This window comes from Rathayibacter sp. AY1C6 (assembly GCF_002931535.1).
Classification (GTDB): Bacteria; Actinomycetota; Actinomycetes; order Actinomycetales; family Microbacteriaceae; genus Rathayibacter.
This window is the reverse complement of sequence record NZ_PSWC01000015.1, coordinates 50,184-67,822: the sequence shown is the minus strand read 5'-3', so window position 1 is coordinate 67,822 and position 17,639 is coordinate 50,184. Positions and strand designations below refer to the sequence as shown.

Below are 17,639 nucleotides of genomic sequence, written 5' to 3'. Positions count from 1 at the left end.
TGTTGACGACAACGTGAAGAGCCTAACCGGATCATTTCCCGACACTCCAGAGGAGAGGCGAACCGGTTCGACGAATCCCGGGTGCATCCTGGAGCGACGCGTACGCCGATGTCCGGTCGGATCAGCCGCGGTCGACGTCGCGCGAACGGCTCAGCGCGCGGTCCATCGCCCTCAGCGTCCGGAAGCCGGCCCGCTCGGCCACGGCCGCGCGAGCCGAGGGCGAGAGCGACGGGCTCGCGGCGAGCAGCGACGCGGCGAGGTGCACGCGCCGCTCGCGGAGGGTCGCGGCCACGGTCGTGCCCCGGCGGTGGAAGGCGCGGTCCAGCGTCGCCCGCGAGACGCGGAGCCGCATCGCGAGAACGCCGGCGGTGAAGTCCGCGTCACCCGCCTCCGCATCGATGACGGCGATCGCGCGGAGGAGGACGCCCTCGAGTCCGTCCTCCGGACGGGCGGGCGGCAGGCTCTGCTTGATCAGGGCCGACGCGGTCGCCTCGAGCGCCCGGCGCAGCTCGCTGAAGCCGGGATCGCCCGCCGCGAGGTCCGCGTTGAGGGTCGCGTTGACGAGGGAGACGAAGGCGCCGCTGTAGCTGTCGGCGGCGAGCAGCGTGCAGGACGGCCCGCCGGACTGTGCGCTCGTGAGGCCGAGCCTGCCCCAGGAGGTCCTCAGCGCCAGCCAGGCGGAGTCCTCCTCCGCCCGGAACCGAGCGGAGTCGTCGCGTCGGAGGAGGGCGAGCCCGCCGGGCCGCAGACGAGCGGTCTCGAGAGGGCCGTCGACGACGATCTCGCCGGCGACCGGGACGATGAGGTCGACCTCGGCCCGGTCGGGGGCGGGGAGGGGCGGGTCGGTCCGGAGCGTGCCGGGTGTGTGCCAGAGGCGGCTCAGCCGGAAGCCGTCGACGGCGAGCACGTCCCCGGCGAGGTGCAGGGGCGGAGCTCCGTCGCTCGCCCAGCCGAGGCTCCTCAGCCACGCCTCCACGCGGGGACCGCTCAGCTGCAGCGTCTCGACGAGACCGCGCGGGGCGGCCGGCTGCTCGGAAGCGGTCACCGGGCTCCTTCGCAGCGGGGACGGGGTGCGCGGGCGGTGACCACGCTAGGCCGGGGGAGGGGCGCCGAGACGGGGTGGCGCGTTCCTCCTCGGACGAGGCGCCCGTCCTCGGCGGGAGGGCGGAGGCGGCCCTCCTCGCCGCGGTCCGGCAGGACGCGGGCGGAGAGGGCCGCCGGGCGCGGATCAGCGGCAGTCGGTTCTCGCCTTGATCCAGTGGGGGTTCAGCGCGCTGTCTCCCTGGGCGGTGATCCCGGCCGCATCGGGGCCGGTGCTGGCACCGGAGCCGATCTTGGTCCACGTGTTCTGCGCCGGGCTGTAGTACCAGATGTCGCCGTTCGCCTTCACGGAGACGTTCCCATCCGCTCCCTGACCGTAGGTGCGGACGAACCCGGAGTTCTCCGGAACGGTCGCGAGCCGGGTGCCGTACTGCAGGACCCCGTCCTTGATCCAGTGGATCTCGAAGGTCCCGCCCGGCCGCTGGGTCAGTCCGGCGGCGCTCGGCTCGGTGCTGGCTCCGGTGCCGACGAGGTCCCAGACGTTGCCCTGCGGGGTGTACCGCCAGATGTCGCCGTTCGACTTCACGGCGATCGTGCCGCGGGTGCCGAGGCCGTAGACGCGGACGAATCCGGAGTTGGTCGGCACGGTGGCCGCTGCGGTGCCGTACTGCAGGACTCCGTTCTTGATCCAGTGGACGTTCAGGGTCCCGGCCGGGTTCGCGGAGATGCCGGCCGCGCTCGGCTCGGTGCTGGCGCCGGTGCCCAGAAGGGTCCACTCGTCGGCCTGGCGGTTGTACCGCCAGACGTCGCCGTTCGACTTGATGGAGACGTTCCCGTCCGCGCCCTGACCGTAGGTGCGGACGAATCCGGAGTTGTTCGGAACGGTCGCGAGCGCCTTGCCGTACTGGAGGACTCCGTCCTTGATCCAGTGCGCGTTGTAGGTTCCGTCCGGCTGCTGCGTGAGCCCGGACGTGCTGGGCTCCGTGGAGGCGCCTGTGCCGAGCTTCTGCCAGCCGTCCGACCGCCGGTACTGCCAGATGTCGCCGTTCGCCTTGACGGAGACGTTGCCGTTCACACCCTGCGAGGAGGTGTGGATGAATCCGGAGTTCTCGGGAACAGTGGCGAGGCCCGTGCTGTACTGCAGGTCGCCGGTCTGGCGGACCGGGAACGGGGCGTTCGTCTTCGCCGAGCCGCCGAAGGCGAGGGCCGAGCCTGTCGAGGGGCCGGCGATGACGCTGCCGGCGGGGATGGTGGCGACTCCGTTCGCGTCGGTCACGAAGGTGTCGGTCCCGCTCCCTCCGAAGCGGAAGCCGGGCGGGGTGTTCACCCGCACGGGGACGTTCGCGACGTTGCCGCCGGTGAGGGTCAGCGTGATCGGCGCCGTGTTGGGCATGCACGCGATCATGGTCGGGATGGAGCTGAACACGAGGGTCTGCGTGGCAGAGGCGGCGGCGGCCGGGGTGGCCGTCGCTGCGGCGATCACGGGCAGGGACCAGGTGGCGCCGGCGACGACGGTGCGTCGCCTCAGCGGACCCTGCTCAGCGGGAGAGTTGTCGGAAGTCACAGTGAAGCTCCTCGGTCTGTCTTCTCGCCGACGGCCTGCTCGGAGGACGGTCGTCGTCCGCTCGGTCGCTTCGGCGGGTACGACGGGCGCCGTACCGCTGGGGAGTCTTCCCGCGGGCGGTCGGTCGGCCCAAGCGCTCGGGGGCAGGTGAGGAGGAAGTGGCGCCGCCGTGAGGAGGGAGTGGTGTGCTCCGGCGCCGTTCCGAGTCGCGATCGCCCTCCTGACCCGGTGATCCCCTCGGTCGCCCGTTCCGGCCGGGGCGCCGCCGGTGCGATGAGTGGGAGCGTCGCCGTCCGCTGTGACCGGTCCCGTGACAAACGGACCACGCGCGGGCTGCGAATCACTCCCGTGGTGAGGCGTCAGCGTGCCCGCGAGGAGGGGGCGCCCGATGGGGTCGAGATCGGGCGAGATGTACCGGCGGATGGCCGAGCACTGGAACGGCGTGGAGGCCCGTTCTGGACTGCGGGTCGAGGGGACGGGCTCGCCCGGCTTCGAGATCGCCAGACTGTGGATCCCCGGCGGCTGCGTTCTCGAGCAGAAGCCGCAGTCGCGCTGCCCGCCGGGCGCGCATCTGCTGCTGGTCGTCGAGGGCGGAGGACGCATCCGACAGGACGGACGGACGCTCGAGTGCGGCAGTGGTGATCTGGTGGTCATCGACGCGGAGCCGCGGACCGGGGCGTGCTTCCCCCGCTCGACCGTGATCTACGCCTGGATGCTCGGCGAGCGGGCGCCGGAGCATCGCTGGGTCACGGAGCGCTTCGGCGAGGTCCTGCCGGTCGCCGACTCCTTCCTGGCTCCGGCGCGGGCGCTGATGGACGGTCTCCTCGACGGCGACCCCGCTCTGGCGGAGCAGCCCGCCGTCGCCCGGGCGGGCGAGGCCTTCCTGAAGGAGCTGGTCGAGAGCTCCGCGCCGCGCAGACGTCCCCGCGCCGAGGAGGTCTACGGGGAGGCCATGGCCCTCATCGAGGAGCGCCACCGCGATCCCGCCCTCACCGCCGCCCGGCTCGCCCGCGAGCTCCTGGTGTCGGAGCTGACGCTGGCTCGCGCGTTCTCCTTCCTCAGGCGGACGGCCGACAACGAGCTCGAGCGGCGCCGGGCGGGCACCCTCCTGCTCCTGATCGGCGGGCGGTCCCTGGCGACGGCCGACTTCGCGCGCGCGGCCGAGGAGGCGGGCTTCGCCTCCGAGGGGAGCGCTCGCCGCGCGCTGTGGCGGCTCTCCCAGCGCCGCTGACCGGGACGGTCCCCGTGGCCGTCCTCCCGGTCCGGCGACGGCGTGCGGCCGGATTCCGAGTGCGAGGCGCGGAGGCCTGGGAGATCCGTGCGAACGTCCGGCGGTGATCGACAGATGAGGGATTCTGTTCGTTCGACGCGGAGGAGGCGGGAAATGGGGGCCGCAGAGGAGCGGATGCAGGAGTTCATCGGCGCGTGGGACGAGCCGCAGGCGGGCACCCGGGGACTCCGCTGGGATGCTGCGTACGGGCCGGGCCTCCGGGTGACGCGGGTCTGGGCGCCGGAGGGGATCAGGGTCGACCGTCCGCCGGCGTTCGACCGGGCTGCCGAGTCCGAGGAGGTGCACGTGTCCCTGATCGTGGAGGGCGGGGGAGACATGATCCTCGAGGAGGGCTCGCTCGAGGCGGTGCCGAACAGCGTCCTCGTCCTCGAGGCGAGGACCGCGGCACGCATCGACTACCGGCGGCCCACCGTCTCGTACACCTGGAGCTTCGACGCCGCCGTGCTCGAGCACCGGTGGGTCCGCGAGCGGATCAACGAGGTCGTGCCGGTGCGCGAGTCGGTCTGGACGCCTGCCCGTGCCCTCGCCAACAGTCTGATCGAGGGGGATCCGGCCGTGCTCGGGGCCGCCGGCGTGAGGCGGGCGAGCGAACTGCTGCTGGAGGGGATCGTCGAGCACTGCGCTCCGCGGGTCCGGACCCGGAGCGCGGACCAGGTCTACGCGGAGGCGATCCCGGTGATCGAGGCGCGCCACCGCGACCCGGCGTTCTCCGCCGCGGTGCTCGCCCGGGAGCTGCTCGTCTGCCCCCGCATGCTCGCGGAGGCTTTCGCGTTCCTCGGCCGCACGCCGGCGGAGGAGATCGAGACGCGCCGGGCGGGCACCCTCCGGCGCCGGATCGGCCTGCGGCGGCGGGGCCCTGCCGACCTCGCCCGCCTCGCCGAGGAATGCGGCTACGCCACCCGCGAGCAGGCCGCGCTGACGCTCAGCCGCTCCGCCTCCTGAGGCCGGCGGAGCGCCCCGGACACGACGGCGCCCCCTCGTCCGCGGAGGGACGAGGGGGCGCCGGGGGAGATCGGGCGGGAGCCCGGTCAGGTCTTGCTGCGGGCCATGACGGCGCGCTGGAGGAGGACGAAGACCAGGAGGATGCCTCCGGTGATGATCGTGGTCGCCTCCGGCGGGATGCCGCCGTCGCGGGTGATCAGGACGTTCATCAGTCCGAGCACCAGGGCGCCGACCACCGAGCCGAGCACGAACCCGACGCCGCCGGTGAGCAGCGTGCCGCCGATGACGGTCGCCGCGATGGCGTCGAGCTCCCAGCCGGTGCCGGTGATGTTCTGCGCGCTGCCGAGGCGGGCGGTGTAGACCACACCGGCGAGACCGGCGAGCGTGCCGCTGATGATGTAGATGAACAGCTTGGTCCGCACGACCGGGAGGCCCATCAGGGCCGCCGACTGCTCGGAGCCGCCCATCGCGTAGACCGTGCGGCCGAGGCGGGTGCGGTGGAGCACGAAGAACGCGCCGGCCACGACGAGGATCGCGATGATCACGCCGGGGCTGATGACGAAGTCGTTGACCTTGGGGCCGTCGATCAGCTTGATCGGCGTGGCCAGGCTCAGCACGGCCGAGTCCTCGGGGAGGCGCTCCGGGACGGTGCTCAGCATGGAGGCGAGACCGCGGGCCAGGAACATCATCGCGAGCGTCGCGATGAACGGCTGCACGTTGAAGTACTGGATCAGGACGCCGGAGATCACGCCGAACAGGGCGCCGATCACGACCATCAGGACCATCACGAGCCAGGGGTTCCAGCCGGCGTTGATCAGGAGCACGCCGCTCACGCTGCTGAACGCGATCACCGCGCCGACCGAGAGGTCGATGCCGCCGGTGAGGATCACGAAGGTGAGGCCCACGGCGAGGATGATCAGGTGCGCGTTGTTGACCAGCAGGTTCGAGATCGTGCTCGCCTGCAGGATCCGGCCGTAGGCGGCCTCGCCGTAGACGATCATCCCGAAGAAGATGATCAGCGCGGCCAGGGTGGGCAGCTTGTCCAGGTGCTGGCTCAGCCAGCCGCGCGCCCCGGAGGTGCGCTTGGTGCTCGCCGGAGGGGCGGAGCGGGTCATCACGGCACTCATGCGGGGATCGCCTCTTTCTGCGGGACGCTGCGGCGCGCCTCGCGACGGGACTTGAAGGCGGAGCGGACGCGCTCGGACTGCAGGAGGCAGAGCGCGACGATGACGATCGCCTTGAAGGCGGGCGTCGCGGAGGACGAGACTCCGAGGAACACGACGGTCTTGTCGAGGGTGGCGATCAGGATCGCGCCCACGGCGGCACCGGTGATGTTGAACTTGCCGCCGGCGAGCGAGGTGCCGCCGATGACGACCGCGAGGATCGCGTCGAGCTCGAGCTGGTAGCCGGTGCGCGAGACGTCGACCGTCATCACGCTCGCCGTGGCGAACACGCCCGCGACTCCGGCGAGGATGCCGCTGCCGATGTAGGCGGTCATCAGCAGGCCCCGGCGGTTGATGCCCGCGAGGCGGGCCGCCTTCGGGTCCATGCCGATGGCCTCGATCATCAGGCCGAGCGCGCTGCGGCGCACCAGGACTCCGACGACCACGACGATCGCGATGGCGAGGAGGAACACGACCGGGAGCCCGAAGACGTACCCGTTCGCGAGCCAGCGGAAGGGCTCGTTGGTGGCGGCGGTGTTCTGGCCGCCGGTGATGACCTTCGCCAGGCCGCGGCCCGCGAGCATCACGACCAGCGTGCTGATGAAGGGCTGGAGGCCCACCACCGAGACGAGGACGCCGTTCACGGCTCCGAGCACGGCGGCCACCAGGAGGGCGACCGCGAAGGCTCCCGCTGCCGCGCCGAGCGAGTCGGGCGCTCCCGCGGAGTTGAGGAACTCCATCGAGACGGCACCGGCGACGACCATGATCGAGCCGACCGAGAGGTCGATGCCCCCGGTCGCGACGACCAGGCACATGCCGACGGCGATCATCAGGATCGGAGCGGCGGCGCGGGCGATGTCGATGACGTTGCCGACGAGGTAGCCGGTGGTGGGGCTGACCGAGACGGCCAGGTAGCCCGGGTCCTTGACGACGTTGACGAGGAGGAGCAGGGCGATCGCCACGACTCCCCAGAAGTACTGGCGGCGGATGATCCCGCCGAGGACGGATCCCCGGGCGGGTCGGGTGTCGCTGCTCATGATGCGGCCTCCTGCGTGGCGCTCTCGAGGACGACGACGTCCTCGTCGACGACTCCCTCTGCGGCGATGGTAGTGACGATCGACTCCGCAGTGACAGCGGGACCGTTGAGGATCTCCGCGATCACGCGGTGGTCCTTCAGGACGATGATGCGGTCGCTGAGGCGGACGACCTCGTCGAGCTCGGACGAGATGAAGACCACGGCGACGCCCTCGCCGGCGAGGGCGACGACCTTCTCCTGGATCTCGGCCTTCGCTCCGACGTCGATGCCGCGGGTCGGCTCGTCGAGGATGAGGATCTCGGGGGCGGTGGCGAGCCAGCGGCCGAGGAGGACCTTCTGCTGGTTGCCGCCGGAGAGCTTGCTGATCGGGCGGTCGGGGTCGGCCGGGCGCACGTTGAGCTCGACGAGGTACTTGCCGACGATCTCGTCCTTCTCCTTCTTGGAGAGGGGGCGGGCCCAGCCGCGCTTGGCCTGCACGCCGAGGATGAGGTTCTCGCGGACCGAGAGGTCGCGGATGATGCCCTCGTCGCGGCGGTTCTCGCTCGAGAACGCGATCTTGTGGGCGAGGCCGGCGGTCGGCGTCGGGACGTCGATCTTCTTGCCGTGCATCGTGATCTCGCCGGTGTCGGGCTTGTCGACGCCGTAGATCAGGCGCGCGAGCTCGGTGCGGCCGGAGCCGAGGAGCCCGGCGAAGCCGACGACCTCGCCGCGGTGCAGCGTCAGGTCGGTGCTCTCGATGGAGCCCTTCTTGCCGATGCCCTTCGCGGTGTAGAGCGGGGCGTCGCGGTAGAGGTGGTCCTGGCTCTCGCGCTCGGAGTCGAGGGAGCGCAGCGCCGCGATGTCCTTGCCGATCATCTTCGAGATCAGCGAGGTGCGGTCGAGCTCGTGGGTCAGGTACTCGCCGACGAAGGTGCCGTTGCGCAACACCGTCAGGCGGTCGCTGATCGCGTAGACCTGGTCGAGGAAGTGCGAGACGAAGAGGATCGCGACGCCCTCCGCACGGAGGCGGCGGATGACGACGAAGAGGTTCTCGACCTCGTTCGCGTCCAGGCTCGAGGTCGGCTCGTCGAGGATGAGCACCTTGGAGTCGCTCACCGTCGAGCGGCTGATCGCGACCAGCTGCTGCATCGCGATCGAGAGCGAGGCGAGCGACTGGCGCGTGTTGAGGTGGCCGAGGCCGAGCTTCTCGAGCGCGACCTTCGCGGCCTGGTGTGTGGCCTTCCAGTTGATGCCGAAGGGTCCGCGGACCTCGTAGCCGAGCATCACGTTCTCTCCGATGGAGAGGTTCGTGACCAGGTTGACCTCCTGGTACACGGTGGAGATGCCCGCGGCCTGCGAGTCGGCGGTGCCGGTCAGGCGACGGGTCTCCCCGTCGATCACGATGTCTCCGCTGTCGATGCGGTAGACGCCGGTGAGGGCCTTGATGAGCGTGGACTTGCCGGCGCCGTTCTCACCCATGAGGGTGTGGACCTCGCCCGGGAACAGGCGGAAGTCGACGCCGTCGAGGGCTTTCACGCCGGGGAAGCTGATCGAGATGTTCTTCATCTCGACGATCGGAGGCGAACCTGTCATGTCGCGTCGTTCCGTTCTCGAGCGGGGCGCAGCCGAACAGGTGCGCCGAAGGGTCGGAGCGACCGGGGCCGGCGGAGAGCCGGCCCCGGTCGCTCCGGGGGAGTGGTGCCGCGTCGAGGAGGACGCCGGGCGACCGGTGGTGCTGAGCGACTAGAACTTGCGGTCGGGCAGCGCGGTGGTGGCGGCCTCGGGCGAGTCGAAGGTCTCGCTCGGGACGACGATCGAGGACTCGACCTTCTCGCCGGCCAGGGTCTTCTCGACCGCGTCGAGGGCGGTCTCGCCGAACAGCGGGTTGTACTCGGCGACGAAGCTCAGCTCGCCGTCGGCCAGCGCCTGCAGGGCGTTCTTGGTGCCGTCGATCGTGGCGATCTTGACGTCGGTGCCGGGGGTGAGGCCGGCCTCCTGGACGGCCTGGACAGCGCCGAGGCCCATCTCGTCGTTCTGTGCGAAGACCAGCTGGACGTCGTTGTTGTTCGACTTCAGGACGGTCTCGAAGACGCTCTTGGCCTCTTCGGTGGACCAGTTCGCGGTCTGCGCGCCGATCTTGGTGAACTTCGAGTCGGCGCCGATGACCTCGTCCCAGCCTTCGTTGCGCTCGTTGACGACCGAGACGCCCGCGGGGCCCTCGAGCGTGAAGTACTTCGCGCCGCTCGGGAAGGTGGTCTTGGCCCAGTCGGCGACCGAGGTGCTGACCGCGATGTTGTCCGGCGCGATGCGGGTCACGTAGAGGTCGGTGTTGTCCGGCTCGATGCCGCGGTCGATCAGGATGACCGGGATCTCAGCCTCCTGGGCGCGCTCGAGCGAGTCCTCCCAGCCGGAGCCCTCCGTGGCGGAGAGCAGGATGATGTCGACGCCCTCGTCCACGAAGGAGGTGAAGGAGTCGATCTGCGACTTCTGGTCTCCGTTGGTGGCGGGTGCGTACTTCAGGTCGAAGCCGGCGTCCTTGGTGAACGTGTCCTCGATGTTGGTCTCGTTCGCCTGGCGCCACGCGCCCTCGGGGCCGACGGCCACGAAGCCGACGGTGGTGAGGTCACCGCTCGAGCCGGAGCCCGAATCGGTGCCGGAACCGCCCGAGCAGCCCGCGAGTCCGAACGCGAGTGCGCCGACTGCTGCGAAACCCAGGAACTGGCCGATACGCCTCGTCTTGGACATAGATCTCCTCCTTGAGATCGCGGGCACGAAGAGAGTGCCCGAGATGGTGGACCCCGAAGGGCCTCGAATGCGGGCCTAGCGGCCCGAGGTGCGGTGAGTGCAGGATGTGCAGTGGGCGCCGGCCGAAGCAGCGCCACGTCGAAATGTTACCGTGAACAATTCTTGTGACGCAACAGCACGGCGGTGCGCTTCGGTAACGATCCGGTCGCGGGGCCCGCAGGGCCCGATGGCAACCCTCTGCCCGGTGGTCGGGCCCGGGAGTAGCTTCCCTGGCCATGATGCTCCCTCGATCGCGCTCCGTCCCCGCGACGGCCGCGACGGCGGCCCTCGTGCTCGCGCTCTGCGGATGCTCCGCGGACGGCACGGCGGCCCGCCGCGCGGCCGACGCCTTCCTCTCCGCGCTCGCCGACGGCGACGGCCGCGCGGCGTGCGCGCTGCTCACCGATTCCGCCCGCGAGGCCGTGGAGGACCGGGAGGGCGACTGCCCCGGCGGCGTGCTGGAGCTCGGGATCGCGGAAGACGGAGCAGGGGACGCCGAGGTCTACGGCTGGGCGGCGATCGTGCGCTCCGGCGGCACCGCGGTGTTCCTCGCTCCGGGCGACGACGGCTGGCTGGTGCGCGCGGCCGGCTGCGCGCCGGTGGCGGACGCGCCCTTCGACTGCGTCCTGGACGGGAGCTGACGTGCGCACTGCCTCCGCCCTGTACTACGCCGTGATCGTGCTCGGCCTGATCGGGTTCTTCGCCGTCGGGATCCTCGGGAGGTGAGCCGGATGCGCCGCTTCCTGCGCGAGAACGGACTCTCGCTGTTCTTCCTCGCGATCTTCCTGCTCGCTCTCCTCGGGCAGTCGTTCGCCGGGCTCGCCGCGTACAACGACACCCAGGTCGCGGAGGGGCTGCGGGAGGTCGGCTACTGGCGCTTCGTCACCTCCTCCGACTTCGCGATCGACGTCGCCGAGAACTGGCAGTCGGAGTACCTCCAGTTCTTCCTCTACATCGGCGCGACCGTCTGGCTCGTGCAGCGCGGCTCGCCCGAGTCGAAGCGGGTGGGCGAGGAGGGCCTCGAGACCGACGAGCAGCAGAAGGCGGGGGCGTCCGCGGAGGACGACTCGCCGCCCTCGGCGTCCGCCGGCGGCCTGCGGCAGGCGCTGTTCTCGCACTCGCTGCTGCTGGTGATGGGGGCGGTGTTCCTGCTGTCCTGGGCGGCGCAGTCGGTGACGGGCGTCGTGGCCTACAACGAGGAGCAGCTGACGAGCCTGGAGGCGCCCGTCGACTGGCTCGGCTACGTCTCCTCCGCCGACTTCTGGAACCGGACGCTCCAGAACTGGCAGTCGGAGTTCCTCGCGGTGGGCAGCATGGCGGCGCTCGCCGTGTTCCTGCGCGAGCGCGGGTCGAGCGAGTCGAAGAAGGTGGGCGATCCGCACGGACGGACGGGGATCTGAGTGGTCAGGGTGCGTCGGATCGGACGCGGATCTCGTCGCCCTCGAGGGCGAACCGCAGGGACGTGCCGATCGGGAACCGCTCGCGCAGGGCCTCCGGCGCCGCCGACGTCACGGTGAACTGCGCGACCGCGGGGAACGCTCCGGCCGTGCAGCCCTGGAAGAACAGGCCGTCCTGCGGCTCGGCGGTCCGCACGATGGAGAGGCACGAGCCGGCGCTCGAGGAGCGGCGCTGCCGGACGACGGTGAGCCCCGTGTCGGCGGGCAGGCTCTGCCGCACGACGGTGAGCCCGCCGAAGTCCTCGGTGGTGACCGACCCGTCGAACCCCAGTCCCTCCCAGCCGGGGAGGTCGGTGCCGTTCGACAGCGGCAGCACGGCGACCTCGCGGCCGGGCTGCCCGTCCCCGGCGGTGCTGAGGAGGGTGGCCCCCGCGGCGACGGCGGCCGTCGCGGCCAGCGCAGCGAGGAGGAGGAGGCCGCGCCGACGCGATCGGCGGGGCGAGACGTGGCCGAGGGGGTCGGACGCCTCGTCGGCGGAGGCGTCCACGGGAGGTGCCGCGTCCTCCGGCGCCGCGGCCCCGGAGACCGCGGGAACCACCGCGTCCGGCAGTGCGGTGCCGAGGGCGGGACGGACGCGGGCCTCGAGCGCGGAGAGCCGGGCGAGCGCGGCGGGGTCCCGCTCGATGTCGGAGCCTCGGCCGTAGGCGCGCCGCTGCAGCTCCGCGAGCTCGTCCGGTCGCTGATCGTCCACCCCCGGATCCTCGCAGGCCCGGCGTCCGAGCGGGACCCGCCGGCGCGCCGAGGTCCTGGCGGTCGAGCAGCCCGGACGGATCATCGAGACCCGGTGGACGGTGCGGCCGCTCGGCCGGCGGGGGAGGTCAGTCGTCGTCGTCGAGGTCGTCGTCGCGGTCGGCGGCGATCATCTCGACGATCGTGTCGACGGTGAGCCAGGGGCCGTTGCTGACCTCGCCGATCTTCTCGCGGTCCTTGAACACGACGATGCGGTCGCTGAGGCGCACCACCTCCTCCAGCTCGGACGAGATGTAGACGACGGTCACCCCCTCCTTCGCGAGCTGCGCGATGTGCGCCTGGATCTCGACCTTCGACGCCACGTCGATCCCGCGCGCCGGCTCGTCGAGCACGAGCAGCCGCGGACGGGTCGCGAGCCACCGCGCGAGGACCACCTTCTGCTGGTTGCCTCCGGAGAGGTACTTCACCGGGATGTCCGGGTCGGCCGGCGAGATGTTCAGCGCCTCGACGTAGGTGCGCACCAGGGTGTCGGTCTCGGCGGCCGAGAGCGGGTGCGCCCAGCCGCGCAGAGCCTGCAGGCCCAGCACGAGGTTCTCGCGGAGGGAGAGGTCGCCGATGATCCCGTCCTCGCGGCGGTTCTCGCTCGAGTGGGCGATGCGGTGGCGCAGGCCCGACACCGGGTCGGAGATGTGCGCGGGCTGGCCGTCGATCAGCACCTCGCCGGTGTCCGGCTTCTCGACCCCGCTCACCAGCGACGCCAGCTCGGTGCGCCCCGAGCCGCGCAGGCCCGCGAAGCCCACGATCTCGCCGCGGTGCAGCTCCAGATCGGTCGGGCCCACGGCGCCGCGGCGGCCGATCCCGTGCGCGCGGTAGATCGCCGGGCCGACCGGCTGGCGGCGGTGCTCGCGGCGGTCGGAGCCGATCTGCCGCAGCGCATCGATGTCCTTGCCGATCATCTTCGCGATCAGCTCGGCGCGGTCCATGGTGTGCGCCGGGTACTCGCCGACGGTGCCGCCGTCGCGGAGCACCGTCAGCCGGTCGCTGAGGGTGAGGACCTGCTCGAGGAAGTGCGAGACGAACAGGATCGCGACGCCCTGGTCGCGCAGCCTCCGCAGCACCGTGAAGAGGCGGGCCACGTCGCTGAGGTCGAGGCTGGAGGTGGGCTCGTCGAGCACGAGCACGCGCGGACGGTCGACCATCGCGCGGCTGATCGCGACAAGCTGGCGGATCGCCGGCGAGAGCGAGCGCAGCGGCAGGTGCGGGTCGAGGTCCTCCAGGCCCAGCTCGGCGAGCATCTCGGCCGCGCGGTGGTGGGTGCGCGACCAGGAGATGCCGAAGCGGCCGCGGACCTCGTGTCCGAGCATCACGTTCTCGCCGATGCTGAGGTTGTCGGTGAGGCGCTCGTCCTGGAACACGGCCGTGATGCCCGCTGCCTTCGCCTCCGCCGGACCGCTGAAGCGCCGGGCGACGCCGTCGACGAGGATCTCGCCCGCGTCGGGCTGGTGGATGCCGGTGAGCGTCTTGATCAGCGTGGACTTGCCCGCGCCGTTCTCGCCCATCAGTCCGTGGATCTCGCCCGGCACCAGCCGCAGGTTCCCGTCCTTCAGAGCGGGTCCGGAGGCGAAGGAGACGCGGATGCCGGTCATCTCGACGACGGGTGCCGCGGAGCTCCGGGTCGTCCTCGATGAGATCGCCACGTGCCGTCCTCGGTTCGTGTGCGGCGCGCCGTCAGGGTCCGGCGTGCCAGGGGCTGCCGCCGATGATACGCGAGCGCATGCGGCGGGACGGGAACAGGAGGGTCACGATCGGGGAGCGGCCGTGGAGGAGCGGATCACCAGCTCCGTGGGGATCCGGGTGCGCTGCGGGATCTCCTGGCCGCGGATCCTCGCGTGGATCACCTCGGCGACCGTCGTCCCGAGCTTGTCGAAGTCCTGGCGGACCGTCGTCAGCGGCGGGAGGAAGTGGCGGGCGGTGGGCAGGTCGTCGAAGCCGACGATGCTCACGTCCTCGGGCACGCGGATCCCGCGCTCGACGAGGCCGTGGATCACTCCGAGCGCCATCTCGTCGTTCGCGACGACCATCGCGGTGAAGTCGGGCACCGACTGCAGGCTCGCGGCGAAGTCGTACCCGGAGTCCGGGGTCCAGTCGCCGATGACGATGGGGCGCTCGTGCATCCCCCACGACTTCGCGCGGCTGTGGAAGGCGCGCTCGCGGGCGCGCGCGTCGAGCCAGTCGAGGGGGCCGGAGAGGTGCAGCACGTCGCGGTGGCCGAGGTTCCCCAGGTGGTCGACGGCCTGGAACATGCCGGCCTGCTGGTCGACCGAGACGGTGAGGAAGCTCGGATCCTTGTCGCTCTTCACCACGAGCGTCGGCACGCCGATCTCGACGGTGCGGAGGGTCGCCACGGAGGAGGAGCGCGGCGCGATCACGCAGAGCGCGTCGATCCCGAGGCCCATCAGGTGGGCGATCGCGTCGGTGGGGGTCATCTCGAGGTCCGGCCGCAGCGCGACGGAGGTGATCGAGTACCCCTTCTCGCGGGCGGCGCGCTCGATCGCGCGGAGGGTGCTCGACGGCCCGTACTCGGCGCCGCTCTCGATCATCACGCCGATGCGGTCGGTGCGCTGCGTGACGAGGGAGCGGGCGGCGATGTTCGGCCTGTAGTTGAGCTCGTCGACCGCCTCGAGGACCTTCTGGCGGGTCGACTCCTTGATGTTGGGGTGCCCGCTGAGCACGCGCGACACGGTCATGTGCGAGACGCCCGCGACCGCCGCGACATGGCGGAGGTTCGGCCGATCGGCCATGAGAGGACCTCCTCCGCTCCCCGGGCGGGTGAGCCGCGCCACCCCGGCGCGGACGAGGCTCAGAAGGCTCGGCTGCCGGGGGTGGCACCAGCATAGTCAGGCGGGGCCGACCTCCCGGTGGGCGCCTCCTGAGCGGGCGGGCATCGTCCGATCCGCTGCGGCATCCGCCGTGGCGCGGGGCGGGCGGGACCGTCCCGGACGCGTCGCTCTCACTGCGGTCCTCGATGATCGAGGGGGCTCCGGGGCGTCGTGAGCCCTCGCCAGAACACGTCGTGCAGGGAATGCTCGGCGACGAGCTCCGGAAGGATCGGGGCCGCGTCCGCTCCTCGTAGGAGGATGTCGTCCAACGAAGCGATGACGTCCACGACCGAGCGCGGAGTGAACTGCCCGGCGAGACGTTTCGCCTTCGCACGGACGTTGTTGGGCGTGGGGCCCGCATCGATCACGGAGTGGTTCCAGAGCCGGCTGTGGTGAGCGCACCGGTTGCGCAGGTAGACGAGTGCGCGGACCCGGTAGGCGAAACCGGCTCGGGCGACTCCCAGACCGGACGCGACGTCCCCCGCAAGCGATCCTCGTGCCCCTCGCTCGATGCATCTCGACAGAGTTCCGAAGGACCAGGCCTCGACGGCCGACCACACCGGTAGCTCGCCGAAGGCGGCCGCGCCCCTGCCGCCGGGGAGCTCCGTGAAGCGGAGGACATGCCGTTCCCTGCTGCGCTCGATGTCGCGGAGGCACGAATCGACTGTCGACTCCGCGTTCGGAGACTCGGAGTAGAAGCTCTTCTCGAGAGAGCACTCGTACGGGCCGTGCTCACGAGCGATGACATGAGCCGTACGGCTGCGGAGAAGGATCTCGGCACGGGCCAGTCGAGCACGCAGGCTCTGCCGCAGCGCTTCATCTGCGTCGCAGACCGCTCGGACGTCCTCGAACGAGACTCCGTCCGCGAACGAGTCGTCCCCGTCGTGCGGAGCCCGCTGGAACTAGCGGGCGTACCCGGAGAAGCGGTAGTGGTTCTGCGCGGCCAGGTAGCTCGTGCAGGCCTCCCCGTCGGCGATGCCGAGCCCGCGGTCACGGAGGAGCTGGACCTGCTGCTTCCACGACAGGCTCGGTTTCCGTGCCATCGCAGTACCTCGGTGCCGAAGAAAAAGGCCCCTCCCATGTGAGCATCGCGGAGAGGCTTGGGAGGGGGTCGATCGGATCGAATCTACCAGGCGTCCCTCAGCCGTGGTCCCTGCGGCGCCACCCGACCAGCAGGTGGCACGAGTGCTGATCGGACCATCGCCGCAGGACGGAGAGGGCCGACCGCCGCGGCGCCGAACGCTGCGGGTCTTCGAAGGCGCGGGGCGGGCGAGTACTCTCGGGAGCCTCATGGCACGCGACAACGAACCGACCGTCACCCTCACCGATCCGCTCGAGGAGCGCCTGCGCGCGCAGGTCGCCCGCGAGGGGGAGCGCAACGTCGCTCTGCGATCCGCGGCCCTGCTCACCGGCGGGTACGAGGGCGAGTCCTTCCTCCTCACCGTGGGCGGCGAGCACGCCGACGGGATCCTCAAGGGAGCGCCCTCCCTCTACTGGCCCGAGCTCTGGGGTGCCCGCGCGCTCCTCTACGTCTGGGACGACGACGCCGCCGACGCGGTGACCGCCGGACTCGCGAACCCCTCCTGGCGCGTCCGCGAGATGTGCGCCCGCGTCTGCGCCGAGCGCGTGCTGGGCGGGCAGAAGAAGCTGTCCCGCCTGACCACCGACGAGCACCCCCGGGTCCGCGCGGCCGGAGCGCGCGCTCTCGTGGCGGCCGCTCTGGCGGGGATCTCCTCCGGTCGCGACGCGAAGGGCGAGTTCGCGGCGAGCGTCGAGGCTGTCCTGACGGGCATGCTCCGCGACCCGGACCGCGACGTCCGCCGCGCCGCGCAGCAGTCGGCCGATGCGCTGCGGGACGCCCGCTCGGCCTGAGCGGACCGCCCGCCGGCGGTCGAGGCGTCGCGAAGGGCCGCCTCCCGGCTCCGATGACGACCGTTCGTGACGCCTCGGAGCCCCGGGGGCTCAGCCGACCAGGTGCGTCGCGCGCTCGAAGGCGCGCTTCAGCTCGTCGCGCTTGCGGGGCTGGCTCATCGCCCGCTGGCCGGGGCTCCACGAGTCGATGACCGTCGGGCCGTCGACTAGGTACGGCTCGATGTTCTTCTTCCAGCCGCTGGTCGGCGCGGTCCCGGCGTTGACGACGACCCGCAGGTCGGGGAGCAGCGGCAGGAGCCGGCGCAGCTCCATCGCGCCCTGCCGCACCTCGTCCGCGTCGGGGGCGCCGTCGAGCTGCCACGGCACGATGTTCCAGACCAGGGTGCGGGCGTGCAGTCCGACCTCGTCGCGGAGGGTCCAGGTCGAGGCGGCGGTCGCGTCGTCGTTGTCGACCGAGACGAAGCCGGAGCCGTCGGGGCCGGTCGACATCGGTCCCGGGGCCTCCAGCACGATGAGCGCGCGCGCCTCGACGCCGGCCTCGGCCGGGTCGAAGTCGGGCACCACGGCACCCGGATGCCTGCGCATGCGCCGGGCGAGGAGCTCCTCGCGGAACGCCCGGAGGGGCTGCACCGAGGGCTCGTCCTCGAGCAGGGCCCGGCGCTCGTCGAGGGCGGAGCGGTCGCGGAAGCCGTACGGCTCGGTCAGGAACACCCTCCGAGGCTAGTCGCGATCGGCGCCGCCGCGGGAGGCGGGCCTGCGGGCGCCCTCCTGGGTGACCCCGGCAGGGCCTGGCTCGTGCCGCCCCCGGCTCCTACGGTCTGACTGCAGTCGAGAATCTGGACCGGAGGGGGTCACCGTGTCGGACGAGCCGTCAGTGAGCATCGGGGTTCCGTACGTCGAAGGGGGGTCGTCGCCGCAGGTGCTGGACGTGTACAGCAGGT

The 17,639-nt window shown here is 71.6% G+C and carries 16 protein-coding genes and 1 pseudogene; 5 read left to right on the top strand and 12 right to left on the bottom strand.

Annotated elements, in window-relative coordinates; translation table 11 throughout:
* Positions 1-121 precede the first annotated feature (121 nt).
* Positions 122-1,045 carry a helix-turn-helix domain-containing protein gene (locus C5D36_RS10645; RefSeq protein WP_104257723.1) on the bottom strand — a complete coding sequence of 308 codons (924 nt, stop codon included), beginning with the start codon at positions 1,043-1,045 and terminating at the stop codon, positions 122-124.
* Positions 1,046-1,228: 183 nt separating this feature from the next.
* Positions 1,229-2,605, bottom strand: a complete 1,377-nt coding sequence (locus C5D36_RS10640) for a hypothetical protein (protein WP_104295798.1) — start codon at positions 2,603-2,605, stop codon at positions 1,229-1,231.
* Positions 2,606-2,993: 388 nt separating this feature from the next.
* On the opposite strand from C5D36_RS10640, the gene C5D36_RS10635 reads away from it, so the two are divergent.
* Both C5D36_RS10635 and C5D36_RS10630 read left to right on the top strand, forming a co-directional pair.
* Positions 2,994-3,836 carry a hypothetical protein gene (locus C5D36_RS10635; protein WP_104295797.1) on the top strand — a complete coding sequence of 281 codons (843 nt, stop codon included), beginning with the start codon at positions 2,994-2,996 and terminating at the stop codon, positions 3,834-3,836.
* Positions 3,837-3,989: 153 nt separating this feature from the next.
* Entirely contained in the window at positions 3,990-4,838 is an 849-nt protein-coding gene (locus C5D36_RS10630) for a hypothetical protein (RefSeq protein ID WP_104295796.1), read from the top strand.
* Positions 4,839-4,924: 86 nt separating this feature from the next.
* Here the strand turns inward: C5D36_RS10630 and C5D36_RS10625 are convergent, their stop codons facing one another.
* From C5D36_RS10625 to C5D36_RS10610, 4 genes are all read right to left on the bottom strand, one after another.
* Entirely contained in the window at positions 4,925-5,965 is a 1,041-nt protein-coding gene (locus tag C5D36_RS10625) for a sugar ABC transporter permease (protein ID WP_104222391.1), read from the bottom strand.
* Positions 5,962-7,038, bottom strand: coding sequence for an ABC transporter permease (locus C5D36_RS10620; RefSeq protein WP_104238658.1), 1,077 nt, complete (start codon positions 7,036-7,038; stop codon positions 5,962-5,964). Before C5D36_RS10620 ends, C5D36_RS10625 begins: the two co-directional genes overlap by 4 nt.
* Positions 7,035-8,609, bottom strand: coding sequence for a sugar ABC transporter ATP-binding protein (locus C5D36_RS10615; RefSeq protein ID WP_104222393.1), 1,575 nt, complete (start codon positions 8,607-8,609; stop codon positions 7,035-7,037). Before C5D36_RS10615 ends, C5D36_RS10620 begins: the two co-directional genes overlap by 4 nt.
* A gap of 150 nt (positions 8,610-8,759) precedes the next feature.
* Positions 8,760-9,761, bottom strand: coding sequence for an ABC transporter substrate-binding protein (locus tag C5D36_RS10610; protein WP_104257728.1), 1,002 nt, complete (start codon positions 9,759-9,761; stop codon positions 8,760-8,762).
* A 275-nt stretch (positions 9,762-10,036) separates the two neighbouring features.
* On the opposite strand from C5D36_RS10610, the gene C5D36_RS10605 reads away from it, so the two are divergent.
* Positions 10,037-10,441: a hypothetical protein gene (locus tag C5D36_RS10605; protein WP_104295795.1), complete on the top strand. Its 405-nt coding sequence runs from the start codon at positions 10,037-10,039 to the stop codon at positions 10,439-10,441.
* A 90-nt stretch (positions 10,442-10,531) separates the two neighbouring features.
* Positions 10,532-11,200, top strand: a complete 669-nt coding sequence (locus C5D36_RS10600) for a DUF6766 family protein (protein WP_104227010.1) — start codon at positions 10,532-10,534, stop codon at positions 11,198-11,200.
* A 4-nt stretch (positions 11,201-11,204) separates the two neighbouring features.
* On the opposite strand, the gene C5D36_RS10595 is transcribed toward C5D36_RS10600, so the two are convergent.
* From C5D36_RS10595 to C5D36_RS17190, 5 genes and pseudogenes are all read right to left on the bottom strand, one after another.
* Complete coding sequence (locus C5D36_RS10595; protein ID WP_104295794.1) at positions 11,205-11,948, bottom strand: hypothetical protein; 744 nt, start codon at positions 11,946-11,948, stop codon at positions 11,205-11,207.
* Between the two features lie 127 nt (positions 11,949-12,075).
* Positions 12,076-13,593 carry a sugar ABC transporter ATP-binding protein gene (locus C5D36_RS10590; RefSeq protein WP_104227030.1) on the bottom strand — a complete coding sequence of 506 codons (1,518 nt, stop codon included), beginning with the start codon at positions 13,591-13,593 and terminating at the stop codon, positions 12,076-12,078.
* 153 nt (positions 13,594-13,746) lie between these two features.
* Positions 13,747-14,748, bottom strand: coding sequence for a LacI family DNA-binding transcriptional regulator (locus tag C5D36_RS10585; RefSeq protein WP_104227009.1), 1,002 nt, complete (start codon positions 14,746-14,748; stop codon positions 13,747-13,749).
* 209 nt (positions 14,749-14,957) lie between these two features.
* Positions 14,958-15,698, bottom strand: a pseudogene (locus C5D36_RS10580) (Abi family protein); the annotation flags it as partial.
* Between the two features lie 30 nt (positions 15,699-15,728).
* Positions 15,729-15,869 carry a hypothetical protein gene (locus tag C5D36_RS17190; protein ID WP_181068391.1) on the bottom strand — a complete coding sequence of 47 codons (141 nt, stop codon included), beginning with the start codon at positions 15,867-15,869 and terminating at the stop codon, positions 15,729-15,731.
* A gap of 247 nt (positions 15,870-16,116) precedes the next feature.
* On the opposite strand from C5D36_RS17190, the gene C5D36_RS10575 reads away from it, so the two are divergent.
* The gene (locus C5D36_RS10575) at positions 16,117-16,698 is read left to right on the top strand and encodes a HEAT repeat domain-containing protein (RefSeq protein WP_244230570.1); all 582 of its coding nucleotides are present in this window, start codon (positions 16,117-16,119) and stop codon (positions 16,696-16,698) included.
* A 90-nt stretch (positions 16,699-16,788) separates the two neighbouring features.
* On the opposite strand, the gene C5D36_RS10570 is transcribed toward C5D36_RS10575, so the two are convergent.
* Positions 16,789-17,409, bottom strand: a complete 621-nt coding sequence (locus C5D36_RS10570; RefSeq protein ID WP_104227008.1) for a hypothetical protein — start codon at positions 17,407-17,409, stop codon at positions 16,789-16,791.
* Positions 17,410-17,639 lie beyond the last annotated feature (230 nt).